We start from the raw sequence: 20,448 nt of genomic DNA, 5'->3' as shown, positions 1-20,448 counted from the left end.
AGCAGGGGAGAGCGACATCTTGGATCCGGTGAGAGTGGGTATCTGCGGGCTGGGCACCGTGGGCGGTGGCACCTTCGACGTTCTGACGCGCAACGCCGACGAGATCGCCCGGCGCGCGGGGCGTCCCATCGTCATCGAGCAGGTGGGTGCACGTCATGACAATCCCGACTGCGACACTTCCGGGGTCAAGGTGACGCGTGACATCTTCGAGGTCGCGCGCAATCCCGATATCGATGTGCTGGTCGAACTCATCGGCGGCTACGACGTCGCCCGAGAGCTGGTGATGACGGCGATCGAGCACGGCAAGCACGTGGTCACCGCCAACAAGGCGCTGATCGCCGTCCACGGCAACGAGATCTTTCACGCGGCCCACAAGAAGGGGGTAATCGTCGCTTTCGAAGCGGCCGTGGCCGGCGGCATTCCGGTGATCAAGTCGCTGCGCGAAGGTCTCGGCGCCAACCGTATCCAGTGGCTTGCCGGCATCATCAACGGTACCGGCAACTACATCCTGACCCATATGCGCGACGAAGGGCGGGCGTTCGAGGACGTCCTCGCCGAAGCCCAGGCACTGGGCTATGCCGAGGCCGACCCGACCTTCGACGTCGAAGGTATCGACGCCGCCCACAAGCTGACGATTCTCGCCTCCATCGCCTACGGTGTGCCGTTGCAGTTCGATCGCGCCTACACCGAGGGCATCGCGCGGATCACTGCCGAAGACGTCGAGCAGGCCGATAACCTGGGCTACACCATCAAGCATCTGGGCATCACCCGGCGTGGCGACAACGGCGTCGAGCTGCGCGTACACCCGACGTTGATTCCCAAGGAGCGGCTGCTGGCCAATGTGCACGGGGTCAAGAACGCCATCGCTGTGATGGGCGACGCCGTGGGGCCGACGCTCTACTACGGCGCCGGCGCCGGCGCCGAGCCCACCGCCTCGGCGGTCGTTGCCGATCTGCTCGACGTGGCCCGCAACATCGCCACCGCCCACAGCTACCGGGTGCCCTACCTTGCCTTCAGCGGCGTCAACGACGAGGCCAACGCGCTGCCGATCCTGCCGATGGAAGAGATCGTCACGGCGTACTATCTGAGGTTGCTGGCGGTGGATCGCCCCGGCGTGCTGGCCCGGGTGGCGACGATCCTCGCCGAGCAGGGTATCTCGATCGAGGCGATCATCCAGAAGGAAGCCACCGAAGGCGAACTGGTGCCGATCATCCTGCTGACCCACCGGACCCGCGAGAAGCACATGAACGAGGCGATCCGTCAGTTGGAATCGCTGGCCGACATCGCCGGACCGGTGACGCGGATCCGCGTCGAGTCGCTGGACGAGCAGGAATAATCGCAGCCACAAGCTACGAGCCGCGGGCCTCGGTCAATATCAGCTCGAGACTCGCAGCTCGAAGCTCGCCACTCACGGAGTGAAACATGCGTTATATCAGTACGCGCGGCCAGGCGCCGGCGCTGAATTTCGAGGAAGTGGTGCTGACCGGCATGGCGGTGGACGGCGGGCTCTATGTACCGGAAACGGTGCCGCAACTGTCCCATGAAGAGCTCGCCTCCATGGCCGGGCTCTCCTATGCCGAGATCGCCTTCCGGGTAATGAAGCCGTTCGTCGGCGGCGAGATCGACGACGAGACCTTCCGCGGTCTGGTCCACGATGCCTACTCGACGTTCAGCCACGAGGCGGTGGTGCCGCTCAATCAGCTCGACGCCAACCACTTCCTGCTCGAGCTGTTCCATGGACCGACCCTGGCGTTCAAGGATGTCGCGCTGCAACTTTTAGGGCGCATCCTCGATCACTTCCTGGCCAAGCGTGGCGAGCGTGCGGTGATCATGGGCGCCACCTCCGGCGATACCGGCTCGGCGGCGATCGAGGGCTGTCGTCACTGCGACCATCTCGATATCTTCATCCTGCATCCGCACAACCGGGTCTCCGAGGTGCAGCGACGCCAGATGACCACGGTACTCGCGGACAACGTCTTCAACATCGCCATCGAGGGCAACTTCGACGACGCCCAGGCGATGGTCAAGGCGAGCTTCGCCGACCAGGCCTTCCTCGACGGCGAGCGGCTGGTGGCGGTCAACTCGATCAACTGGGCGCGAATCATGGCCCAGATCGTCTACTACGTGGCTGCCGGCGTGGCGCTCGGGGCACCGCATCGCGAGGTGAGCTTCTGCGTGCCCTCGGCCAACTTCGGCAACCTCTTCGCCGGCTACATGGCGAGTCGGATGGGCCTGCCGGTGAAGCAGTTCATCATCGCCACCAACGCCAACGACATTCTCCACCGTACGCTCGCCGACAACGACTTCTCCAAGCGTGAACTGGCGGCGACGCTGGCGCCCTCCATGGATATCGTGGTGTCGTCGAATTTCGAACGGTTGCTGTTCGATGCCTATGACCGCGACGGCGACGCCGTGCGCGAGCTCCTCGAACGCTTCCAGCAGGAGCCGGCCGTGCTGGCTGACGCGCCACTGGCCAGGCTGCGCGAGAAGTTCTCGAGCTTCAGCGTCGACGACGACACCATCCTCGAGGCGATTCGCGACGCGCACCATCGCACCAAGGAGCTGCTCGATCCGCATACCGCCACCGGTTACCGGGCGGCGGAGCGTGCACGTGCCGATGCCGTGACGCCGATGATCACGCTGGCGACCGCGCATCCGGCCAAGTTCGCCGAGGCCGTGGTCAAGGCGGGATTCTCCGGGGTGCCGCTGCCACCGCACATGGATGACCTGCTCGAGCGCGAAGAGCGCTACAGTGTACTGCCTGCCGAGCTGAAAGCCGTGCAGGCGTTCGTCGCCGACAACCGGCGCTGAGCCGAAGCGCACGGCGCGAAACGCCGTACGGGACGGCAGGGAGAACAAGTCATGTTGAAGATCTGGGGACGGGCGAACTCCACCAACGTCAAGAAGGTGTTGTGGTGTGCCGCCGAGCTGGAGCTGCCCTTCGAACGGATCGATGCGGGCGGCGCCTATGGCATGGTCGACGAACCCGCCTACCGGGCCATGAATCCCAACGGTCTGATCCCGTGCCTGCAGGACGGCGACTTCGTGCTTTGGGAATCGAACGCGATCGTGCGCTATCTATGCGCCAAGTATGGTCGCGACTCCCTGTATGACGACGATCCCGCAGCGCGTGCCGCCGCCGACAAGTGGATGGACTGGACGACATCGTCGCTGGCATCCCCCTTCCGGGACCTGTTCTGGAACACGGTGCGCCTGCCGGCCGAGCAGCGTGACGCCAAGGCGGTCGAAAAAGGACTCGCCGGCTGCGGTGCGCTACTCGCCATGGCAGATCGAACCTTGGCCGAACAGCCCTTTCTATCGGGGGCGGCGTGGGGGATGGGGGATATCCCGCTGGGCTGCTTCGCCTACGCCTGGTTCGAAATGGCCATCGAGCGTCCCGACCTGCCGCATCTGGCCGCCTGGTACACGCGGCTGCAGGCGCGTCCAGCCTATCGCCAGCATGTCATGATCGCACTCACCTGAGTTCCAGATGTCTCTCCTCTCGACTTCGCCGGAGCCGATTCGCGACCATTCCCGTCGCCGCATTCAGCCGCGCCCCCGTGACGAAGAGGTCTATCGGCGCGGGTTGGCCGCCGGGCTCTCCGAGCTTCAGGCGCGGATTCTGGCCGGGCGGCTGCACGGCCACGACGGCCCGCTGGAGGCGCTGACCGCGCCGGCACTGCGCTACCTCAACCATCCCGAGCAGCTCTGCGACGCTCGGCGTGGCGCCGAGCGCATCGCCCGGGCGGTGAGCGAGGGCGAGCACATCGGCATTCTGACCGACTACGATGTCGACGGCATCACGTCGCACGTGGTGATGCTGCGTTCGATGACCGAGCTGTTCGGCGTGCCGGCGACAAGGCTGCACAGCCTGATCGGCCATCGAATCAACGACGGCTACGGCATCAGTCTGCCGCTGGTCGAGCGCACCCTGGCGCTGAAACCGCGCCCCAGCCTGGTGATCACCGCCGACTGCGGCTCCTCGGACGAGCCGCGAATCGCCCGGCTGCGCGAAGCCGGTATCGACGTGGTGGTGACCGATCACCACGCGCTGCCGGTGGAGGGGCCTCCGGCCTCTGCCTATGCCACCATCAACCCCACGCGCCCCGATTGCGGCTATCCCGACAAGACCATTGCCGGCTGCATGGTCGCCTGGCTGGTGATGTCGCTGACCCGCTCGGTACTGGTCGAGCAGGGCGTGCTGTCGACATCGACGCCGAAGCTCTCGCCGTGGCTCTCCTATGTGGCACTGGGCACGGTGGCCGATTGTGTCTCGCTGGGGGCGAGTGCCGCCAATCGCGCCGTGGTGACCTACGGATTGCGGCTGATCAATCGGATGGAGTCCGCCTGCTGGCGGGTGATGGCCGAGCGCCTCGGTGCCGACAGCGTGCCGTTCGACGCCGAGACCCTGGCGTTCCAGATGGGGCCGCGCATCAATGCCCGTTCGCGCCTGGACGATCCCTACGCCGCGCTGCACTTCATGCTGGCGGAGGAGGACGGCGTGGCGCGTCAGCATCTGCAGGTCCTCGACGATGACAACCAGGCACGCAAGGCGCTCGAGGCGGAGATGGTCGAGAGCGCTCGCGCCCTGGCGAGGCCGCAGCTGGAGGAGAACTGGCCGGCGCTGGTGATCCATCTGCCGGAAGGGCACGCCGGCGTGCAGGGCATCGTCGCCTCGCGGCTGGTGCACTCCTACGGCCGGCCGACGCTGGTGCTGACCCCGGCGACCGCGCCGGACATGCTGACCGGCTCGGGGCGCTCGATCGACGCCCTCCATCTGCGCGATGCGCTGCAGCGCGCTCATGAGCTGTCGCCGTCGAGTCTGCCGCGTTTCGGCGGGCACCGGGGGGCTGCCGGCGTGGGCGTACCTCTGGCCGAGAAGGAGACGTTCCAGCGCGCGTTCCTACAGGCGGTGCGGGAACAGCTCGGCGAGCGGGAGCTGTTCCCGGTGGTCTGGACCGATGGCCCGTTGGCAGCCTCGCAATTGGGCCTTCCGACGTTGGGCGAGCTCGAAGCGCTGGCGCCATATGGGCGTGAGTTCGACGCGCCGCTGTTCGAGGGTGAATTTGTCGTCGAGCAGCTGCGCGCGGTGGGTGCCGAGGGCAATCATCTGATGCTCGAGCTCTCCTGCGACGCGGTCGTCTGCCGGGCGATCTGGTTCCGCGCGCTCAACCCCGGCGAGGCCGCGCCGATCTCGTTGGGCGACAGGGTGCGCTGCGCCTTCAAGCTCTCTCGCAACCGCTGGAAGGGGCGGGAGTCGTTGCAGCTAATGGTCGAGCACGCCGAGCGCCTTCGGGAAGATACTGACTAGACGGCTGCGCGAACTCGGCGCCCGCGGTGAATCACTGCGTCGTGCGGTGCCGGGGCGCCGGTCCGCTCGGAATCCTCACCGATATCCCATAGGCTTCAGTTGACTCGCACCCCGCGGTTTCTCGCCGCTACCGGGCCGCCTCTCGGGCGTTCTCTGCGCTTCGCTTCGAGCTTGTACTCCCCATGCCTTGTGGCGGAGCGCCACCCCGGTTGCTCCGCTCGCCGGGCTGTTCAGCATTCCCCCGGCTCATCGGGGGCAAGGGGTGCCCGCTGACTTCTTGCCGTCCGCTTTGTAGACTTGCCGTTATAATCCCTCGCAGGCGCCACAAGCGCCGACGCTGAATTCGACTGCCTATCCGGCGGCAAAACGACAACAAGGGGTTCCGCATGGAACGGGTCTATCGCCACCGTCCCCACGAGGACGTGCTGGCCATTCTGCTGGGGGCGTCCTGCGCCGCCCTCGGCCTGGCGCTGTATCATCACGCCCACATCCTGATCGGCAGTACCGCGGGGATCGCGCTGCTGGTGACCTACGTCACCGGATGGAGCTTCGGGCCGGTCTTCTTCGTCGTCAATCTGCCGTTCTACTGGCTGGCCTGGCGACGCATCGGCCACCATTTCACGTTGAAGACCTTCGGTGCGGTGGCGCTGCTGTCCTGGATCTCCTGGATGCTGCCGGGCTGGATGGAGATCGGCGCGGTCGAGCCGCTGTTCGCGGCGCTGGCGGGGGGAAGCCTGATCGGCCTGGGCGTGCTGTTCCTGTTTCGCCATCGTGGGAGCCTCGGCGGCTTCAACATCCTCGCGGTCTATCTGCAGGATCGCTACGGCTGGCCGGCGGGAAAGGTCCAGATGGGCCTGGACGGCCTGATCATGCTGGCTGCGTTCTTCGTGCTGCCGGTGACCAACGTGCTCTACTCGATCGTCGGCACCGTGGTGCTGGGCGCGATTCTCACCATCAACCACCGCCCGGGGCTCTACACCGGGGTCAGTCAGAGTTGAAGGGCCAGCCGAGAAAGCGGCTTCGATCGGCGATGGCGTTCAATAGTTGGGCCACAATCCCGGCGTGACCAGTTCGAGCAGGTGGTCGTCCGGATCGCGAAAATAGAGACTCACGCTCCCTTTCGGCCAGTGTGTCCGGCCTTCGATCTCGATGCCGTGCGCGGCCAGATGCACTTCCCAGTCGTCGAGACTTTCGGCGGGAATCGCCAGCGCCAGGTGTTGGCGACCTTCGCCGTCGTGGGGCGGGATGGTCCCCATGTCATCCGGCAGGCGGACCGTCTCGCCGGTCTGGCCCTGCTGGAACACCAGCAGCATGGTGTTGCCGGTGGGGTAGGCGGTGAAGCGCTCGTCCTCGAGATGAGATTCGAGCCCGAGCACTTGGGTGAAGAAGTGTCGGGCCCGCTGCATGTCGGCCGTGTAGAGAACGCTCTCGATGACGCCGCCCAGCGGCGGCGCGTGGTGGGGTGAGGTCATCGCTCCCTCCTTGCCGGTTTCGCCCTTGGCTGGCCGCGATCAGCCGCGCAGCCAGAACCACCAGACGATGAACAGAATCACCGCAATGCCCAGGGTGTTGAGCAGAAGTGTCATGCCGTCGCTTCCTTGGCGTCGATCTCGATTGGGTGGCGTTGAGCACCACCGGGTCGCAACCGCCGCAGTCGGTTGGCGTTGCTGACCACCGTCACCGACGACAGCGACATCGCCAGCGCCGCGATCATCGGCGACAGCAGCAGTCCGGTGAGCGGGTAGAGTATACCGGCGGCAATCGGGATACCCAACGCGTTGTAGCCGAACGCGCCCCACAGGTTCTGCTTGATGTTGGAGAGGGTCGCGCGGCTGATGGCGATGGCGTCACCGACGCCATGCAGCGAGTTCCGCATCAGCGTGATGCCGGCGCTCTCGATGGCGATATCGGTGCCCTGGCCGATGGCGAAGCCCACGTCGGCCTGGGCCAGCGCCGGGGCATCGTTGACACCGTCCCCGACCATGCCGACACGCTCGCCGGCCTGCTGCAGCTCGGCGATCACCCGCTGCTTGTCCTCGGGCATCAGTTCGGCGCGCACGTCATCGATCCCCGCTTCGCGGCCGATGGCTTCTGCAGCCGCTCGATTGTCACCGCTGAGCATCACCACTTTCAGCCCCTCCTGCTGCAGCCGGGCGATCGCCGGGTGGCTGTCCGGACGCAGCGCGTCGCGAACCGCGAACAGCGCCGCCAACTGGCCGCCAACGGCGAGATAGACCACGCTGGTCGCCTCGGCCTGCCACGTCTCGAGCTCGGCTACGGCGGCGGCGAGGTCGATGTCGTGGTTCCTCATCAGCGCTGCGTTGCCCAGCAAGGCCTGGCTACCATCGTCCAGCGTGGCGACGACGCCGCGGCCGGTCAGGCTCCGGAAGTCGTGAAGTGCCGGGCCAGCCGTGGCAGCGCCGACATGGGTCATCAGGGCATCGGCCAGCGGATGCTCCGAACCGCGCTCCAGGGCGGCTACCACGGCCTTGCTGCGGGATTCGTCCTGCCAGTAGCGACTGTCGGTAACGCCCGGCTTGCCGACGGTCAGTGTCCCGGTCTTGTCGACGACCAGCGTGGTCAGGTGACTGGCGGTCTGCAGCGCCTCGCCGTCGCGAATCAGCACACCGTACTCGGCGGCCTTGCCGATCCCGATCATGGTCGAGATCGGCGTCGCCAGGCCCAGCGCGCAAGGGCAGGCAATGATCAGCACGGTGGTCGCCGCCACCAGCATGTGCACGAGTTGCGGTGGTGGACCGACATTGAGCCAGATCATCGCCGAGATCACGGCGATGATCATCACGCAGGGCACGAAGATCGCCGAGACCTTGTCCGCCAGCGCGCCGATCGGCGGTCGCGACTCCTGGGCGCGGGAGACCTGGTCGACGATGCGGCCCAGTCGGGTCTCTTCACCGACATGGGTCGTGCGATAGATCAGGCCGCCGTTGCCGTTGACGGTGCCGGCGCTGACCGGGTCTCCCGGGGCCTTGCGAACCGGCGCCGGCTCGCCGGTGAGCATTGATTCGTCGATGAAGCTCTCGCCATCCTCGACCTTGCCATCGACCGGGAGGCGCTCGCCGGGACGTACCCGGATTCGATCGTCGACCTGGACTCGATCGATCTCGACGTCGAGCTCCTCGCCACCCCGAATCACCCGGGCCGTCCTGCACTGCAGATCGAGCAGGCGGGAGAGCGCCTGGCTGGTGCGCCCTCGCGCACGCAGCTCCAGCGTCTGCCCGACGCCGATCAGACCAATGATCATCAGCGAGGCTTCGAAATAGAGATGACGCGATCCTTCGGGGATGGCATCGGGGACCAGGATCACGGCCATCGAGTAGAGCCAGGCCGCCGCGCTGCCCAGGGCGATCAAGGTATCCATGTTGGCCTGATGATGGCGAAACGCCTTCCACGCCCCGTCGAAGAAGCGCCGCCCGGCCGTCGCCAGGACGCCGAGGGTGGCAAGCCCCAGCGCTAGCCAGATCCAGCGCTCGCCGCCGACGAGTTGCGGGGTATGGACGAACATCGCCAGCATCATCGGCACGCCCAGCGCCAGGCTGGCGGCGGATTCGATGGCATGGCGACGTGCCTGACGGTCCGCATTCTGCTGGCGCCTGGTGGCAGCCTGGCGGAGATCCTCGATCGGCGAGGCGCCGTAGCCGACCTGCTCGACCGCGGCGATCAGGTCGGCGGTGGTGGCCTGGCCGCTGACCTGGGCCGTCTCGCTGGCGAAGTTGACCTGGGCATGCTGCACGCCGGGCGTCCTGGACAGCGCTTTCTGAACGGCGTTGACGCAGCCGGCGCAGGTCATTCCACTGATCGACAGGCGTTGCTGTCGCCCGACCTTCGACGTCGACTCCGTTTCGCCGGCCGCCTCGGACGAGGTCGGGGCAACGGTTTCTCCTGGGATCTCCTCGCCTGGGGGGTAGCCGGCCTCGGTCAGTATTCGAGCGATTCGCTCCCGCGGCAGCTTGCTGGCCACCTCGAGGCGTTTGTTGTCGGGTTCGCCACTGATGTCGGCATCTTCGTCCTCGGCCTGGATGGCGCTACGCATCCGGCCGACGCATCCCTGGCAGTGCATGGCCTCTATGCGATAGGGGTAGCGGTTCATGGATCTCTCCTTGCGGTGGCGGGGCACTCGCCGCCGCCCTCGGACGACTGTTCGATCAGGCGGCAGATGCTGTGGCCATCGGGGGTGCCGTCCGGCAGGTTCGACCACTCCTCCATGGCCCGCTCCATGCGATTCGCCAGGGCCTGAAGTTCCTGAATCCGGGCGTGGATCTGGGGCAGGCGGGCGGCCAGCAGGTCGCGCACCAGCGGACAGGGCGAATCACCCTGGTCCGCCTGTTCCAGAATGTCGGCGATCTCCTTGAGGTTGAAGCCCAGGGTCCGCGCCCGCTGGATGAAACGCAGCCGCTCGAGATCGCGCTGATCGAACAGCTGGTAACCATTGTCAGGGTCGCGGCGCGGGTTCAGCAGCGACTGGCGCGCGTAGTGGCGCACCGTCTCGGGAGTGACGCCCGCGGCCCGGGCCAGTTCGGTGACTTTCATGGGATATCCTCGCGGGGCCTGTCATGAACATGAGTCTAAAACCTGGGTGTTACCCATTGGTCAAGACGTGACAGCAGGCGCTCGTCGTCACTGCCGGGCGGCTATAGCCGTTGGTCTTACGACCAAAGAAATCCCCAAAACTCGATTAAAACGACCGTTTGCTAATTGACGCTAAACCGCCATTCCGTCACAACGGAAAGCGACAAGTCGAGCCTTTCCCATGCCGGGAATTGGCTTGGAGAACAACGGAATCACCGACCGCATGACAGGCGAGCAAGACGCCGCGGCGGCTTCCTGGGTCCAGGGGAACCAATCATGATCATTCGCTATCGTCGTCTATCGCTGGCCATCGCCTTGGTGAGCGCCGCCGCCTCCAGTCAGGCCATGGCCGGTGCCTTCCAGCTTCAGGAGCAGAGCGTCAGCGGCCAGGGTACCTCCTGGGCCGGACGCACCTCCAACGTGCAGGACGGCTCCATCGTCTTCGGCAACCCGGCTGGCATGTCGTTCCTCGACCGCGCCCAGGTCACCGTGGGTACCCACTACATCGATGCCAGCTCGGATATCAGCAACGACAGCGGTACCCAGCCGGCGCTCACGCCGGCTGGTGTCGCCGCGGTCGGCACCGGGGGCAGCACCGACGGTGACATGATCCCGCACAAGGCGGTACCGTTCGGCTACTACGTGCAGCCGATCAACGATCGCTGGAGCTTCGGTCTCGGCGTCTATGCGCCGTTCGGCCTGGTTACCGACTACAGCGACGACTTCAAGGGACGCTACTTCGGCAACTACAGCGATCTGGAGATCATCACCGCCCAGCCCACGCTGTCGTATCGCTTCAACGACAAGTTCGCGATCGGGGTCGGCGTGACCTACAACCACATCAAGGGCGAGCTGGAGAGCAAGACGCCCAATCCGCTCAACCCGACCGCCGGTGGTGACGGTACCGTCAACGTCAAGGGTAACGACGACGCCTGGGGCTACAATATCGGTATGATCTACCGCCCGGTGGAGTCCACCACCCTGGGTCTCACCTACCGCTCCAAGGTCGAATACCATCTCACCGGCGACGTCGATGCCTCCAACGTCTTCGGCGGGGTCGGTGCTGGCGGCCCGGTCTTCCTCGACGCCGACGGCGACGCCTCGCTCGATATCACCCTGCCCGAGACCATCGACTTCTCGGTGACCCACCAGCTCGACGACCGCTGGACGGTGATGGCCGGGGCGACCTATATCCGCTGGAGCCGCTTCGATCAATTGGTGGTCGACAACGACCTGGGGCTGGATATCAACGAGCAGCAGGACTATCGCGACACCTGGCAGTATGCCGCCGGCCTCTCCTACAAGGTAAATCCGGCCTGGACCCTGCGCGGTGGTATCGCCTACGACCAGTCACCGGTCAAGGATGCCCATCGCAGCCCACGTGTACCCACGGCGGACCGGACCCTGGTCTCGATCGGCGCCGGCTGGACGCCGATCCCCGACCTGACCATCGATGCCGCCTACAGCTACATCTGGGAAGATCGCGCCGACGTCGATCTGCAGGACGAGAACGGTACCTCCTATCAGGCCGAATATGACAATTCGCTCAACCTGTTCGGCGTGCAGGCGACCTATCGCTTCTAGGGCCCAGGTTCATCCGTCGACACTCGCGCTCGACCACACTGCGACCCCGGCCAAGGCCGGGGTCGTCGCGTAATGGCGGTTCGTGCCCGGCTGGCGGCGAATCGACGCCGGCAATCGGCCGCTCGAGTCCGGATCGATAATGGAGATGCACAACTGTCGTCAGTCGTTTCCGAATCGTTACACAATAAAAAAATTAGTCACCCATTCGCCCTGTCTGGACGACGGGGAGGCGAGATACTGAATGGCGTCCAGTCGGCCGATTCAGACTTCCCTTCCCGCTCAGGAGACTATCGATGGCCCCCGCCGTTAACTCAGATCGCGAAATCGAGACACCGGATACCACTGGCGCACCGGCCGGCTCTCCGCAGTGGCTGTCGACGCTGGTCAGGGCCGTCGCCTCGGGCAAGAGCAACGACGAGACGACAGAGAGCGATGCGGAGAAGCCGGAGCAGGTCTCCGATACCTCACTGAGCGCCGGGCAGATACGCGACAAGTATGATATTCCGGATTTCACCGACGACGGCCTGATGGAGGCCGAAGTGGATGACACGGACGATGACGGCAATCACAAGACGGTAGGGCAGAAAGCTGCCGAGGATTTCATCCAGGGGATCCGCGATGACGTCAAGAGCGGCAAGCTTGGCGAAGAGTCGGACGAAGCGAAGCTGGTCGATCTGATCGATGCTCAGGGGGCCACCGATCATGGCTACGATCTCTACGGCTACGTCGAGCTGATCGAGTCCGGCGGTTCGACCTATCGGCAGGCACAAACGGAGCCGACGCATCTCACCGGTGACGACGCCAAGGCGCTCATCGACGAGGACGAACTCGCCAAGCAGATCTCCGAGCTGATGCAGAAGGAGGGTATAAGCAAGCGCTACGACGATTCGCTGCAGGGGGCTATCGAGAGCGTCCCCGACGACAAGCATGAGGCGATCAGCGACAAGGTCAACGAAGCGCTGTTCGACGCCGACGGCAAGGCCAACCTCGATTTCGAGGATTACGTCATTGCGATGAAGGAGAAGGCGGAAGCGACGGACGACGAGGCGCTTTCGGACGGGATTCAGGCTGAAGTCGACAACTACTTCGAAGCCCTGCAGGCGCTGGAACCGGATCGCTACAAGGACCGGAAGCAGACCTTCGACCAGAACATGATGACCCATCAGCTCGATGGCTATATGGAGAACCCCGACTCGGTAGACGCCGAAAATGTCAGCACGGGACTGCGTGACACCATCGATATCGTGCAGGGGGGCATCAATAGCGCGCTTCAGCATCTGGACAAGACCGACAAGTCCTATAACGCCTATCAGACCCTGAATCGCGATCTGGAATCGTTCAAGTCCTCCCTATCCAACCTGTCGGCGGGCGAGCACAAGAAACTCGCCGAATCCCTGCGCCTGGCGACTGAGGTCACCAACCGGCCGGGTATCAGTCAGGCGGAAAAGAACAAGCTGTTCCAGAAGATCGTCAACGACAACCTGACCGCGCTGCCGGAGGCGGAAAAGGGGACCTTCAAGAAGGTTCTCGATTCGGCCAGTTCCAGCGGTACGCTGGGTGCCATGAGCGGGATGATGAGCCTGATCAGCGGTGGCATGCAGATATCCAACGGCGGTTGGGACGAGATGACCACCGATGAGCGGGTAGGGGCCGTTCGCGATCTGGTGGGCGCGCTCAGTTTCGGCAACGACTTTGCCAAGTTCGGTTCGAATCTCATCGAGACGCTGGGCGGGAAGCGCGAGGTGCCCGGCATCGAAGGCGGCGTGCCGCGCGCCAATGCGACCGCCTGGCTCGGGCTGCTGGGTGACAACTTCCCGGATATCTGGAAATCCGGTGCCGATGTCAAAGCCGATCTCTTCGCCGAAAACATCAGCCTGCGCGTGGACAACGGGTCTCGGAGTCTGGGCAATCAGGGCATTCCACTCGACGATCTCGATGAGAACGGGCGAAGAAACTTCGACAAGCTGGCGGAAAACCTGGGCAACCAGATGATCGACACCGGTACCCGGACCTCTGGCACCGATATCGCCAAGAGGGTCGGACGCTCGTATCTGCGCTTCATGGGGGGAGCGGGGCTGGACATCACCGGCGGCGTCATGGATCTCGTCACCGGCGTCAAGAAGCTCAAGGATGCCGATACGGCGCTGGAGAGAGCCGGCGCCGGCATTCAGATCGGGCTGGGCTCCTCGACCACCGGAATGGCGCTCGCCAACACGGTGTCGATGTTTGCGCCCAGCGGCAGCAATCTTGCCGCCAATCTCGGGGGTATCGGCACCCGCGTGATGAGCGGGATCTTCATGGGCGCGCGCGTGGCTGGCCCCGTCCTGGGTGTCGTCGGCACCATCTTCGGTATCGCCGGGACGCTGATCGCCGAAGCGATCAATCACCAGAAAATGCAGAAGCTGACCGACTCCCAGGGAGATTTCTTCAAGGATCTTTCCGAATACGGTGTCACCGAGGACGATTGGGGCGACAAGCTCGAGTTTGCCCGCTACGAGTCCTACATGTACGGCGGTCGAGACACGCCTGACGACCAATCCATCTTCGACTACCAGTCGAAGGAGTGGCAGCACTTTCAGGATACCGAGGGCGAACGCGGCAGCTCGCTCTCCCGGCTGGCACCCTATCTGCACAAGGACGGTGACCCCGGCACCGAGAATCTTTGGGAGAAACATCTGACCGGTGGCACCACGCGCCAGACCGGCAAGGACCATATCAGCAAGACCGACGATTGGCGCCCCTGGAGCAGCACGGACATGGATGCTGGCGACGAGGGGTTGGGCACCGACGAACTTCGCAGAAATTCGCGCATGGAGGCGATGATGACGCTCTATGGCCGAGAGTTCTTCGATGCGCACAAGACGGAGATCGACACCATCGCCAGCGTCTGGGACGACTGGAATGGCAAGGATGCCATCGTCAGCCGCGACGATCTGAAGGGTTTCATCGCCGACAAGAGCAGGAGCCAGGGCGAACGCGACGCTGCCCAGTTCCTGCTGGACGAGAACGGTTTCTACGATGGGCTGGATTCCCTCAAGCACGGGGGCGACGGCGACGCCAAGATCAGCACCAACGATCTCGACACCTGGCTGGAGGAACTTGGCGAGGATAGCGTGGAGGAGTATCGACAGACGGCGGCGGCCAGCGGCTATGGCTCGCAGTTCCTGCAGGACCACGCGGCCGAGTTCCAGACCATTGCCGAGCGCTGGAACGACTGGAACGGCAAGGATGACATCGTCAGCCGCGATGATCTCGAGAAGATCGTCGACGATGACGACCGGAGCGATGCCGAGCATGATGCAGCGAACCTGCTGCTCGACAACGAGGGGCTGTTCGACACCCTGGACACTTTCCAGAAAGGTGGCGGCAAGGATAGCAAGATCAGTACCCGGGACCTCGACGACTGGCTCGCGACCATCGGCGAAGTCGGGCTGGATGATTACCGTCGGGCCTCGGTCGTGGGGGACTACGACGTCGATTTCTATCGTGACAACGAGGAGGCGCTGACCGTGGCGATCGACAGTTGGGACGACTGGAATGGCAAGGACGATATCGTCAGCCGCGATGATCTCAAGAAGTTCGCCGATGACGAGGATCGCGACGAAAGCGAACAGGAAGCGGCGGCACTGCTGTTGGAGGATCAGGGGCTGTTCGAAGTGCTGGATACCTTCAAGAAGAGCGATGGCAGCGACGAAAAGATCAGCACCAAGGATCTCAACGCCTGGCTCGAGACGATCGGCGTCGAGCGGCGCGCCTGAGATCGTACGGCTATTCGGCGTCCGCTGACGGATTCGACCCCCGGCCATGAGGCCGGGGGTCGTCGTTCAGGCGCGTGGGAATCCTCCAGAGAAACCTACCAGATCATCACCCGCTTTTCGGGCGGCAGGTAGAGGTCGTCGCCGGGCACGACACCGAAGGCGTCGTACCACGCATCCATGTTGCGCACGATGCCGTTGACCCGGAACTGCGACGGCGAGTGGGGATCGCTCTGGACCCGATTGATCATCTCCTCCTCGCGCATCAGGCGCCGCCAGACCTGGCCCCAGGCCAAGAAGAAGCGCTGGTCGCCGGTGAAGCCGTCGATGATCGGCGCGGGTTCGCCATCGAGCGAGCGGTGATAGGCGCTCAGGGCGATGTTCACGCCTCCGAGGTCGCCGATGTTCTCCCCTATCGTCAACTGCGGATTGAGTGAATAACCCGGTATCGGTTGGTACTGCGCATACTGCTGCCCGAGACGCTCGGCCAGTTGGTCGAAATGCTCGGCGTCGGTGGGCGTCCACCAGTCGGTCAGCATGCCGGTGCCGTCCGACTTGCGGCCCTGGTCGTCGAAACCGTGGCTCATCTCATGACCGATCACCGCCCCGATGCCGCCGTAGTTCACCGCCGGGTCGGCGTTGGGATCGAAGAAGGGTGGTTGCAGGATTGCCGCGGGGAACACGATTTCGTTGCGTGACGGAGCGTAGTAAGCGTTGACGGTCTGTGGGTTCATGAACCACTCGTTCCGGTCCACCGGACCGCCGAGCTTGGCCAGATCGTCCTGCCAGTGCCACTGGCGTGCCGCACCGATGTCGCCGTAGAGATCGTCGGCACGAATGGTCATCCCGGCGTAGGTTTCCCAGTGATCGGGATAGGCGATCTTGGCGGTGAAGGCGTCGAGCTTCTCCAGCGCCCGCTGACGGGTCCGATCGGTCATCCAGCTCGCCTGGTGTTGCAGACGATCGCGATAGGCGTCTTCGAGATTGGCGACCAGTGTCTCCATTTCGCGCTTGGCCTGGGGGGGGAAGTGCAGCATCACGTAGAGCTTGCCGGCAGCCTGGCCCAGGAAATCGTTGATCAGCGATACGCCGCGCTTCCAGCGTTCGCGCTGCGCCGGCTGGCCGGAGAGACGCTGGCCGTGGAAATCGAAATGCGCCTGGCTGAAGTCACTGGAGAGATACGGGCTGTTGGCATCCAGCAGTCTAAACGTCGCATAGGTCTTGAGCGTCGACAGCGGCGTTTCGTCGTAGAGCCGTGCCAGGCCGCGAATGGCGGTATTCTCCGCGAGCACGACCTGGGGCTGACCGGCAAGACCGCTGGCCGAGAGCCATGCCTGCCAGGGAAAACCGGGGGCATAGTCTTCGAGCCGATCCAACGGCAGCGGATTGTAGGTCAGGTCGCGATCCCGCTGTTTCGCCGGCGCCCACTCGATCTCCGCCATGGCGGTTTCCAGTTCGAGAATGCGCTGTGCGCTCTGTCGGGGATGGGGCTGCCTCGCCAGTGTGAGCAGCCTGCCGATGTAGCCGAGATAGGCCTGGCGAATCGCGTCGAAGCGCGGATCGTCGCCGAGGTAGTAGTCCCGGGTGGGCAGGATCAGCGGGATCTGCGAGAGATAGGCGGCGTAGCGATCCGGCGCCTTCGCGTCGATATCGACGTCCGGCGTCACGATGGCCGGCACGCCGAGACGACGGTCGGCGCTGAACCGAGCCAGATCCGCCTTACTCTCGACTCCCGCCAAACGCGTCAGGTCCGGCATCAGCGGCGAGATGCCCTTGGCCTCGATGGCGCCCTCGTCCATCCAGGCGTGATAGAGATCACCGAGGCGCTGCTGGGGTGAGTTCGGCGGCGTATTGGCACCGTCGAGCTGGCGGAGAATGTCATGCACTTGCCGCTCGGCCCGGTCGGCCAGCACGGTAAAGGCGCCGTAGTTGCTGCGGTCGGCCGGAATTGGGGTGCGTGCCAGCCAGCCGCCGTTGACGTAGTGGTAGAAGTCGTCGCCAGGGGCGACGCTGGTGTCGCGGGCGCTCAGGTCGACGCCCCAGCTTCCTAGCGCGGCAGAGGTGGTGGCCGATGCCGACGCGTGGGAAGGGGCAGATGTGCTCGGCGCTGTCGAGGCTGTTGATTCGCCCGGATTGCCAGCGGCGAAGACGCTCGAACCGGAGGTACCGGCGATCAGCAGGAGCATGGTGGCGCAGCGGATCGCCGACGGTGGCAGGAAGTGTCTATCAGTCATGATGTCTCGGTAGTTCGGGTGAAAAAAAGCCGCTGCATGAGGCAGCGGCAATCGATCGTTAAGGAACGCGTTGCCCGTCAGAAAGCGTAATTGAAACGGGCGTAGACGGTGCGACCCAGGGCGTCGGCATAGCGGGCATCGTAGCCGAGCTGGCCGACTTCCGGCTGGTTGGAGAAGGGCGGGTCGCGATCGAACAGGTTACGCACGCCAACGGTAACTGTCGGGCCGGCGCTGAAAGCGTAAGAACCCAGGGCGTCCCAAGTCGTGTAGGAACCGACTTCACGGTTAGTGGAGGTGTCGTAGTCGTCGTAACCCGTCATGTAGTGGTTGATGACACCGGCGCCCCAGTGGCCCTTGTTCCAGTTGACGGAAAGCTTGTGCTTCCAGCGAAAGATCGTGCCGTAGCCGGCGCGGTAGTGTCCGACGCGGCTGACGTAATCGCCATCTGGCGTCTCCTGGAAGTCATAGCGATCGACGTAGGTGCCGGTGTAACCCACGCTGAAGAAACCGTAGCTTGTCGGCAGTCGGTAGTTCGCCGACACGTCGACACCATTGGTCTTGGTGGTGCCAAGGTTCTGATAGCGAACCGGAATGTAGTCGATTGATCCATCGTCTTTACGCCTGATGGTGCCAGGCTCGTTGGCGATGACGTAATCCGAGGTTGGCAGATCGATCTCGTTTTCGATCTCGACCCACCAGAAATCCAGCCCTGCAGAGAAGCTCTGGAACGGCTGGTAGACGAAGCCGAGTGTCCAGTTCTTGGCCTCTTCCGGTTTCAGGTCCTCATTGCCGCCCTGTTCTTCGAGGAACTGGGTGTTACAGTCGCGGCTGGCGACGCCGCCGTTGGCGGGTGAGCCACCGGGGCAGAGTCGCGGATCGTTGAGGCCGCCTGGGGAGAACGTCTGCGCGGCAGGATCGTAGAGCTCATAGAGCGACGGCGCGCGAAAGCCTTCGCTATAGGCACCGCGAACCAGCAGTTGCTGGAAGGGTTGCCAGCGGAAGGAGATCTTCGGGTTGGTGGTATCGCCGACATCGCTGTAGTCGTCATAGCGCACGGCCGCCGTGATCTCCAGCCCTTCGATGATCGGTACGTTCAACTCGCTGTAGATGCCTTTGACATCGCGGCTTTCGTTGACGGAGGCATCCGGAGAAAGACCGCCGCTGGTCGCGCGCGAGGCGATATCGGGGTCGGTCTCGAGCTTCAGGCGTTCGTGACGGTAATCGGCACCAACGGCGATCGCGGAGGAGCCGGCGCCAAACCAGTCGCCGATCTCGCGACTCAGCTTGCCGTCCCAGGCATAGACATCATTCTGCGCGGTCCATACCAGACCGCTTGCCTCGGCATCCGCCAGCGCTTGCTGGCCGGCTGCCGTCAGCGGGTCGGTGGAGAAAGGATCGATCAAGCCGTTGTTGAAAGCATCTTGCAGGTCGTTGTCGTCGAGATAACCGCTGCGATAGTTGAGGTCAGTATCGCTGCGGTTCCAGGAAACGGCGCTATCGTAGTTGAACCCGGAGAAATCGCCGGTGAAATCCAGTACCAGACGCTGGGCGTCGATGGTGTTGTCGGTCACGCGGGGGCCAGCGGGAATGCCACGCCACCGTACGTCGATCGGTTGGGTCGGATCGAGCGCGGGATCGTTCGGATAGAAGGGCGTCCCGGGCTGAATGACCGGACCACCGGAAGTCGGGGATGGCGCGCTCAGCGAGGTGTTTTTATTTCGTGACCACAGGTAGGAGAGAGAGGCCGTGTGGTTCTCCGCCAGCTTGGCAGCGGCTCGCGTGTAAAGCGACGTGTTCTCCGTCTTCTGCTGGATTTGCCCGTACCGACCGTAGTCATAGGTACAGGTGGCGCCGCCGGTATCGACCAATCCTTCTCCGTCACACCCCTCTCCGGCGAGCGGGTTGCCCGCCACGCCGCCCTGATAATAGTTGCCAGGATAAGCGAAAGAGGAAGTGCCGTTGATACCGCGCGCAGGATCATAGATCTGGCGGATACTGCCACGGTCGGTGTAGTCGACGTCATCCTGCTTGCGGTATCGCATCGATCCCATGATGTTGAAACCGTCTTTCTCGAGATCGCCGTTACCCCAGGTCGCGCTGATGTCGCCGCTATCGCCACCTCCACTATGGGTGGGCGCGTCGTAGCCGAGTTCGACGTTGCCACCCGTGAGATTTTTCTTGGTGATGAAGTTGATGACCCCGCCAATGGCATCGGTACCGTAGATGGCCGACGCGCCATCACGCAGGACCTCGACGCGCTCGACGGCACCGAAGGGAATCGAGTTGAGATCGACGGCACTGCCATCCAGCGAGTTGTTGGCCAGTCGGCGACCGTTCAGCAGCACCAGTGTCTTGTCTGTGCCGATACCGCGCAGGTTGGCGAAGCTGGCTCCGCCGGTAATGGCCGTGCCGGTACCAAACCCAGGCCCGTAGCTCGTGTCGTTGGCCGAAATTTGCGAAAGCAGCTGTGCGGTTGAAGTAATGCCCTGCTGCCGCATCTCTTCAGCCTCGATGATCGTCACCGGGACCGCCGTTTCGGCATCGGTCCGGGCAATTGCCGAACCGGTCACTTCCATCCGGCCGAGATCCTGAGTCGGTGCCGCTGCGGGCGCCGCGACGGCTGCGGCAGGGGCCGCAGCCGCAGCGGGTGCCGCTTCGGCGGGCGCTGCCGGCTCGGCAATCTCGTCGGCTGCACCGGCCGGCGGGGCGACATAGTCATCGTCACTGCTCTGTGCCATGGCCAGTGGTGCCGCCGCCGCAAGGATCAGGCAGGTCGACACCAGTAGTGACGACCTTTGCCACACGGCCGGGCGCATCATCGAGAGCCGCCAGCCGGATTTTGAGCAAAGAGATTCCCTGGGATGCTTGGCATCCCAAATTTTTGGCGTTGTCATTATCAGGGTGTTCCTTGAATAGCAGTTGTTGGTATTCGATGTTCAATCGCTGTTATTCGAGTGCTCTACGCTATCGTTGTCGT

The 20,448-nt window shown here is 64.1% G+C and carries 12 protein-coding genes; 7 read left to right on the top strand and 5 right to left on the bottom strand.

Going from position 1 to position 20,448, the window contains the following annotated elements:
- Positions 1 to 19: 19 nt before the first annotated feature.
- The 5 genes from DOM45_RS01995 to DOM45_RS01975 all read left to right on the top strand — a co-directional run bounded on the left by DOM45_RS01995 (position 20) and on the right by DOM45_RS01975 (position 6,309).
- Positions 20 to 1,336: a homoserine dehydrogenase gene (locus tag DOM45_RS01995; protein ID WP_110597855.1), complete on the top strand. Its 1,317-nt coding sequence runs from the start codon at positions 20 to 22 to the stop codon at positions 1,334 to 1,336.
- Between the two features lie 86 nt (positions 1,337 to 1,422).
- Complete coding sequence (thrC, locus tag DOM45_RS01990) at positions 1,423 to 2,811, top strand: threonine synthase (protein ID WP_110597854.1); 1,389 nt, start codon at positions 1,423 to 1,425, stop codon at positions 2,809 to 2,811.
- A 51-nt stretch (positions 2,812 to 2,862) separates the two neighbouring features.
- Entirely contained in the window at positions 2,863 to 3,483 is a 621-nt protein-coding gene (locus DOM45_RS01985; protein ID WP_110597853.1) for a glutathione S-transferase, read from the top strand.
- A 7-nt stretch (positions 3,484 to 3,490) separates the two neighbouring features.
- Positions 3,491 to 5,311 (top strand): single-stranded-DNA-specific exonuclease RecJ, encoded by a 1,821-nt coding sequence (locus DOM45_RS01980; RefSeq protein ID WP_110597852.1) that lies wholly within the window; start codon positions 3,491 to 3,493, stop codon positions 5,309 to 5,311.
- Between the two features lie 386 nt (positions 5,312 to 5,697).
- Positions 5,698 to 6,309 (top strand): YitT family protein, encoded by a 612-nt coding sequence (locus DOM45_RS01975; protein ID WP_110597851.1) that lies wholly within the window; start codon positions 5,698 to 5,700, stop codon positions 6,307 to 6,309.
- A 39-nt stretch (positions 6,310 to 6,348) separates the two neighbouring features.
- Here the strand turns inward: DOM45_RS01975 and DOM45_RS01970 are convergent, their stop codons facing one another.
- The 3 genes from DOM45_RS01970 to DOM45_RS01960 all read right to left on the bottom strand — a co-directional run bounded on the left by DOM45_RS01970 (position 6,349) and on the right by DOM45_RS01960 (position 9,859).
- Positions 6,349 to 6,783, bottom strand: a complete 435-nt coding sequence (locus DOM45_RS01970; protein WP_110597850.1) for a VOC family protein — start codon at positions 6,781 to 6,783, stop codon at positions 6,349 to 6,351.
- Between the two features lie 110 nt (positions 6,784 to 6,893).
- Complete coding sequence (locus DOM45_RS01965; RefSeq protein WP_240612260.1) at positions 6,894 to 9,419, bottom strand: heavy metal translocating P-type ATPase; 2,526 nt, start codon at positions 9,417 to 9,419, stop codon at positions 6,894 to 6,896.
- Entirely contained in the window at positions 9,416 to 9,859 is a 444-nt protein-coding gene (locus tag DOM45_RS01960) for a MerR family transcriptional regulator (RefSeq protein ID WP_110597849.1), read from the bottom strand. Before DOM45_RS01960 ends, DOM45_RS01965 begins: the two co-directional genes overlap by 4 nt.
- A gap of 315 nt (positions 9,860 to 10,174) precedes the next feature.
- Here DOM45_RS01960 and DOM45_RS01955 point away from each other — a divergent pair, with 315 nt between their 5' ends.
- Both DOM45_RS01955 and DOM45_RS01950 read left to right on the top strand, forming a co-directional pair.
- On the top strand, positions 10,175 to 11,482 hold the full coding sequence (locus DOM45_RS01955; protein WP_110597848.1) for an OmpP1/FadL family transporter: 1,308 nt from the start codon (positions 10,175 to 10,177) through the stop codon (positions 11,480 to 11,482).
- A 293-nt stretch (positions 11,483 to 11,775) separates the two neighbouring features.
- Positions 11,776 to 15,240 carry a hypothetical protein gene (locus tag DOM45_RS01950; protein WP_110597847.1) on the top strand — a complete coding sequence of 1,155 codons (3,465 nt, stop codon included), beginning with the start codon at positions 11,776 to 11,778 and terminating at the stop codon, positions 15,238 to 15,240.
- Between the two features lie 95 nt (positions 15,241 to 15,335).
- On the opposite strand, the gene DOM45_RS01945 is transcribed toward DOM45_RS01950, so the two are convergent.
- Positions 15,336 to 17,471 carry a M13 family metallopeptidase gene (locus DOM45_RS01945; RefSeq protein ID WP_110597846.1) on the bottom strand — a complete coding sequence of 712 codons (2,136 nt, stop codon included), beginning with the start codon at positions 17,469 to 17,471 and terminating at the stop codon, positions 15,336 to 15,338.
- A 77-nt stretch (positions 17,472 to 17,548) separates the two neighbouring features.
- Entirely contained in the window at positions 17,549 to 20,290 is a 2,742-nt protein-coding gene (locus DOM45_RS01940; RefSeq protein WP_205909376.1) for a TonB-dependent receptor, read from the bottom strand.
- Positions 20,291 to 20,448 lie beyond the last annotated feature (158 nt).

This window comes from Salinicola lusitanus, assembly GCF_003206045.1.
In the GTDB taxonomy this organism is placed as follows: domain Bacteria; phylum Pseudomonadota; class Gammaproteobacteria; order Pseudomonadales; family Halomonadaceae; genus Salinicola; species Salinicola lusitanus.
This window is presented reverse-complemented; position numbering and strand designations above follow the sequence as displayed.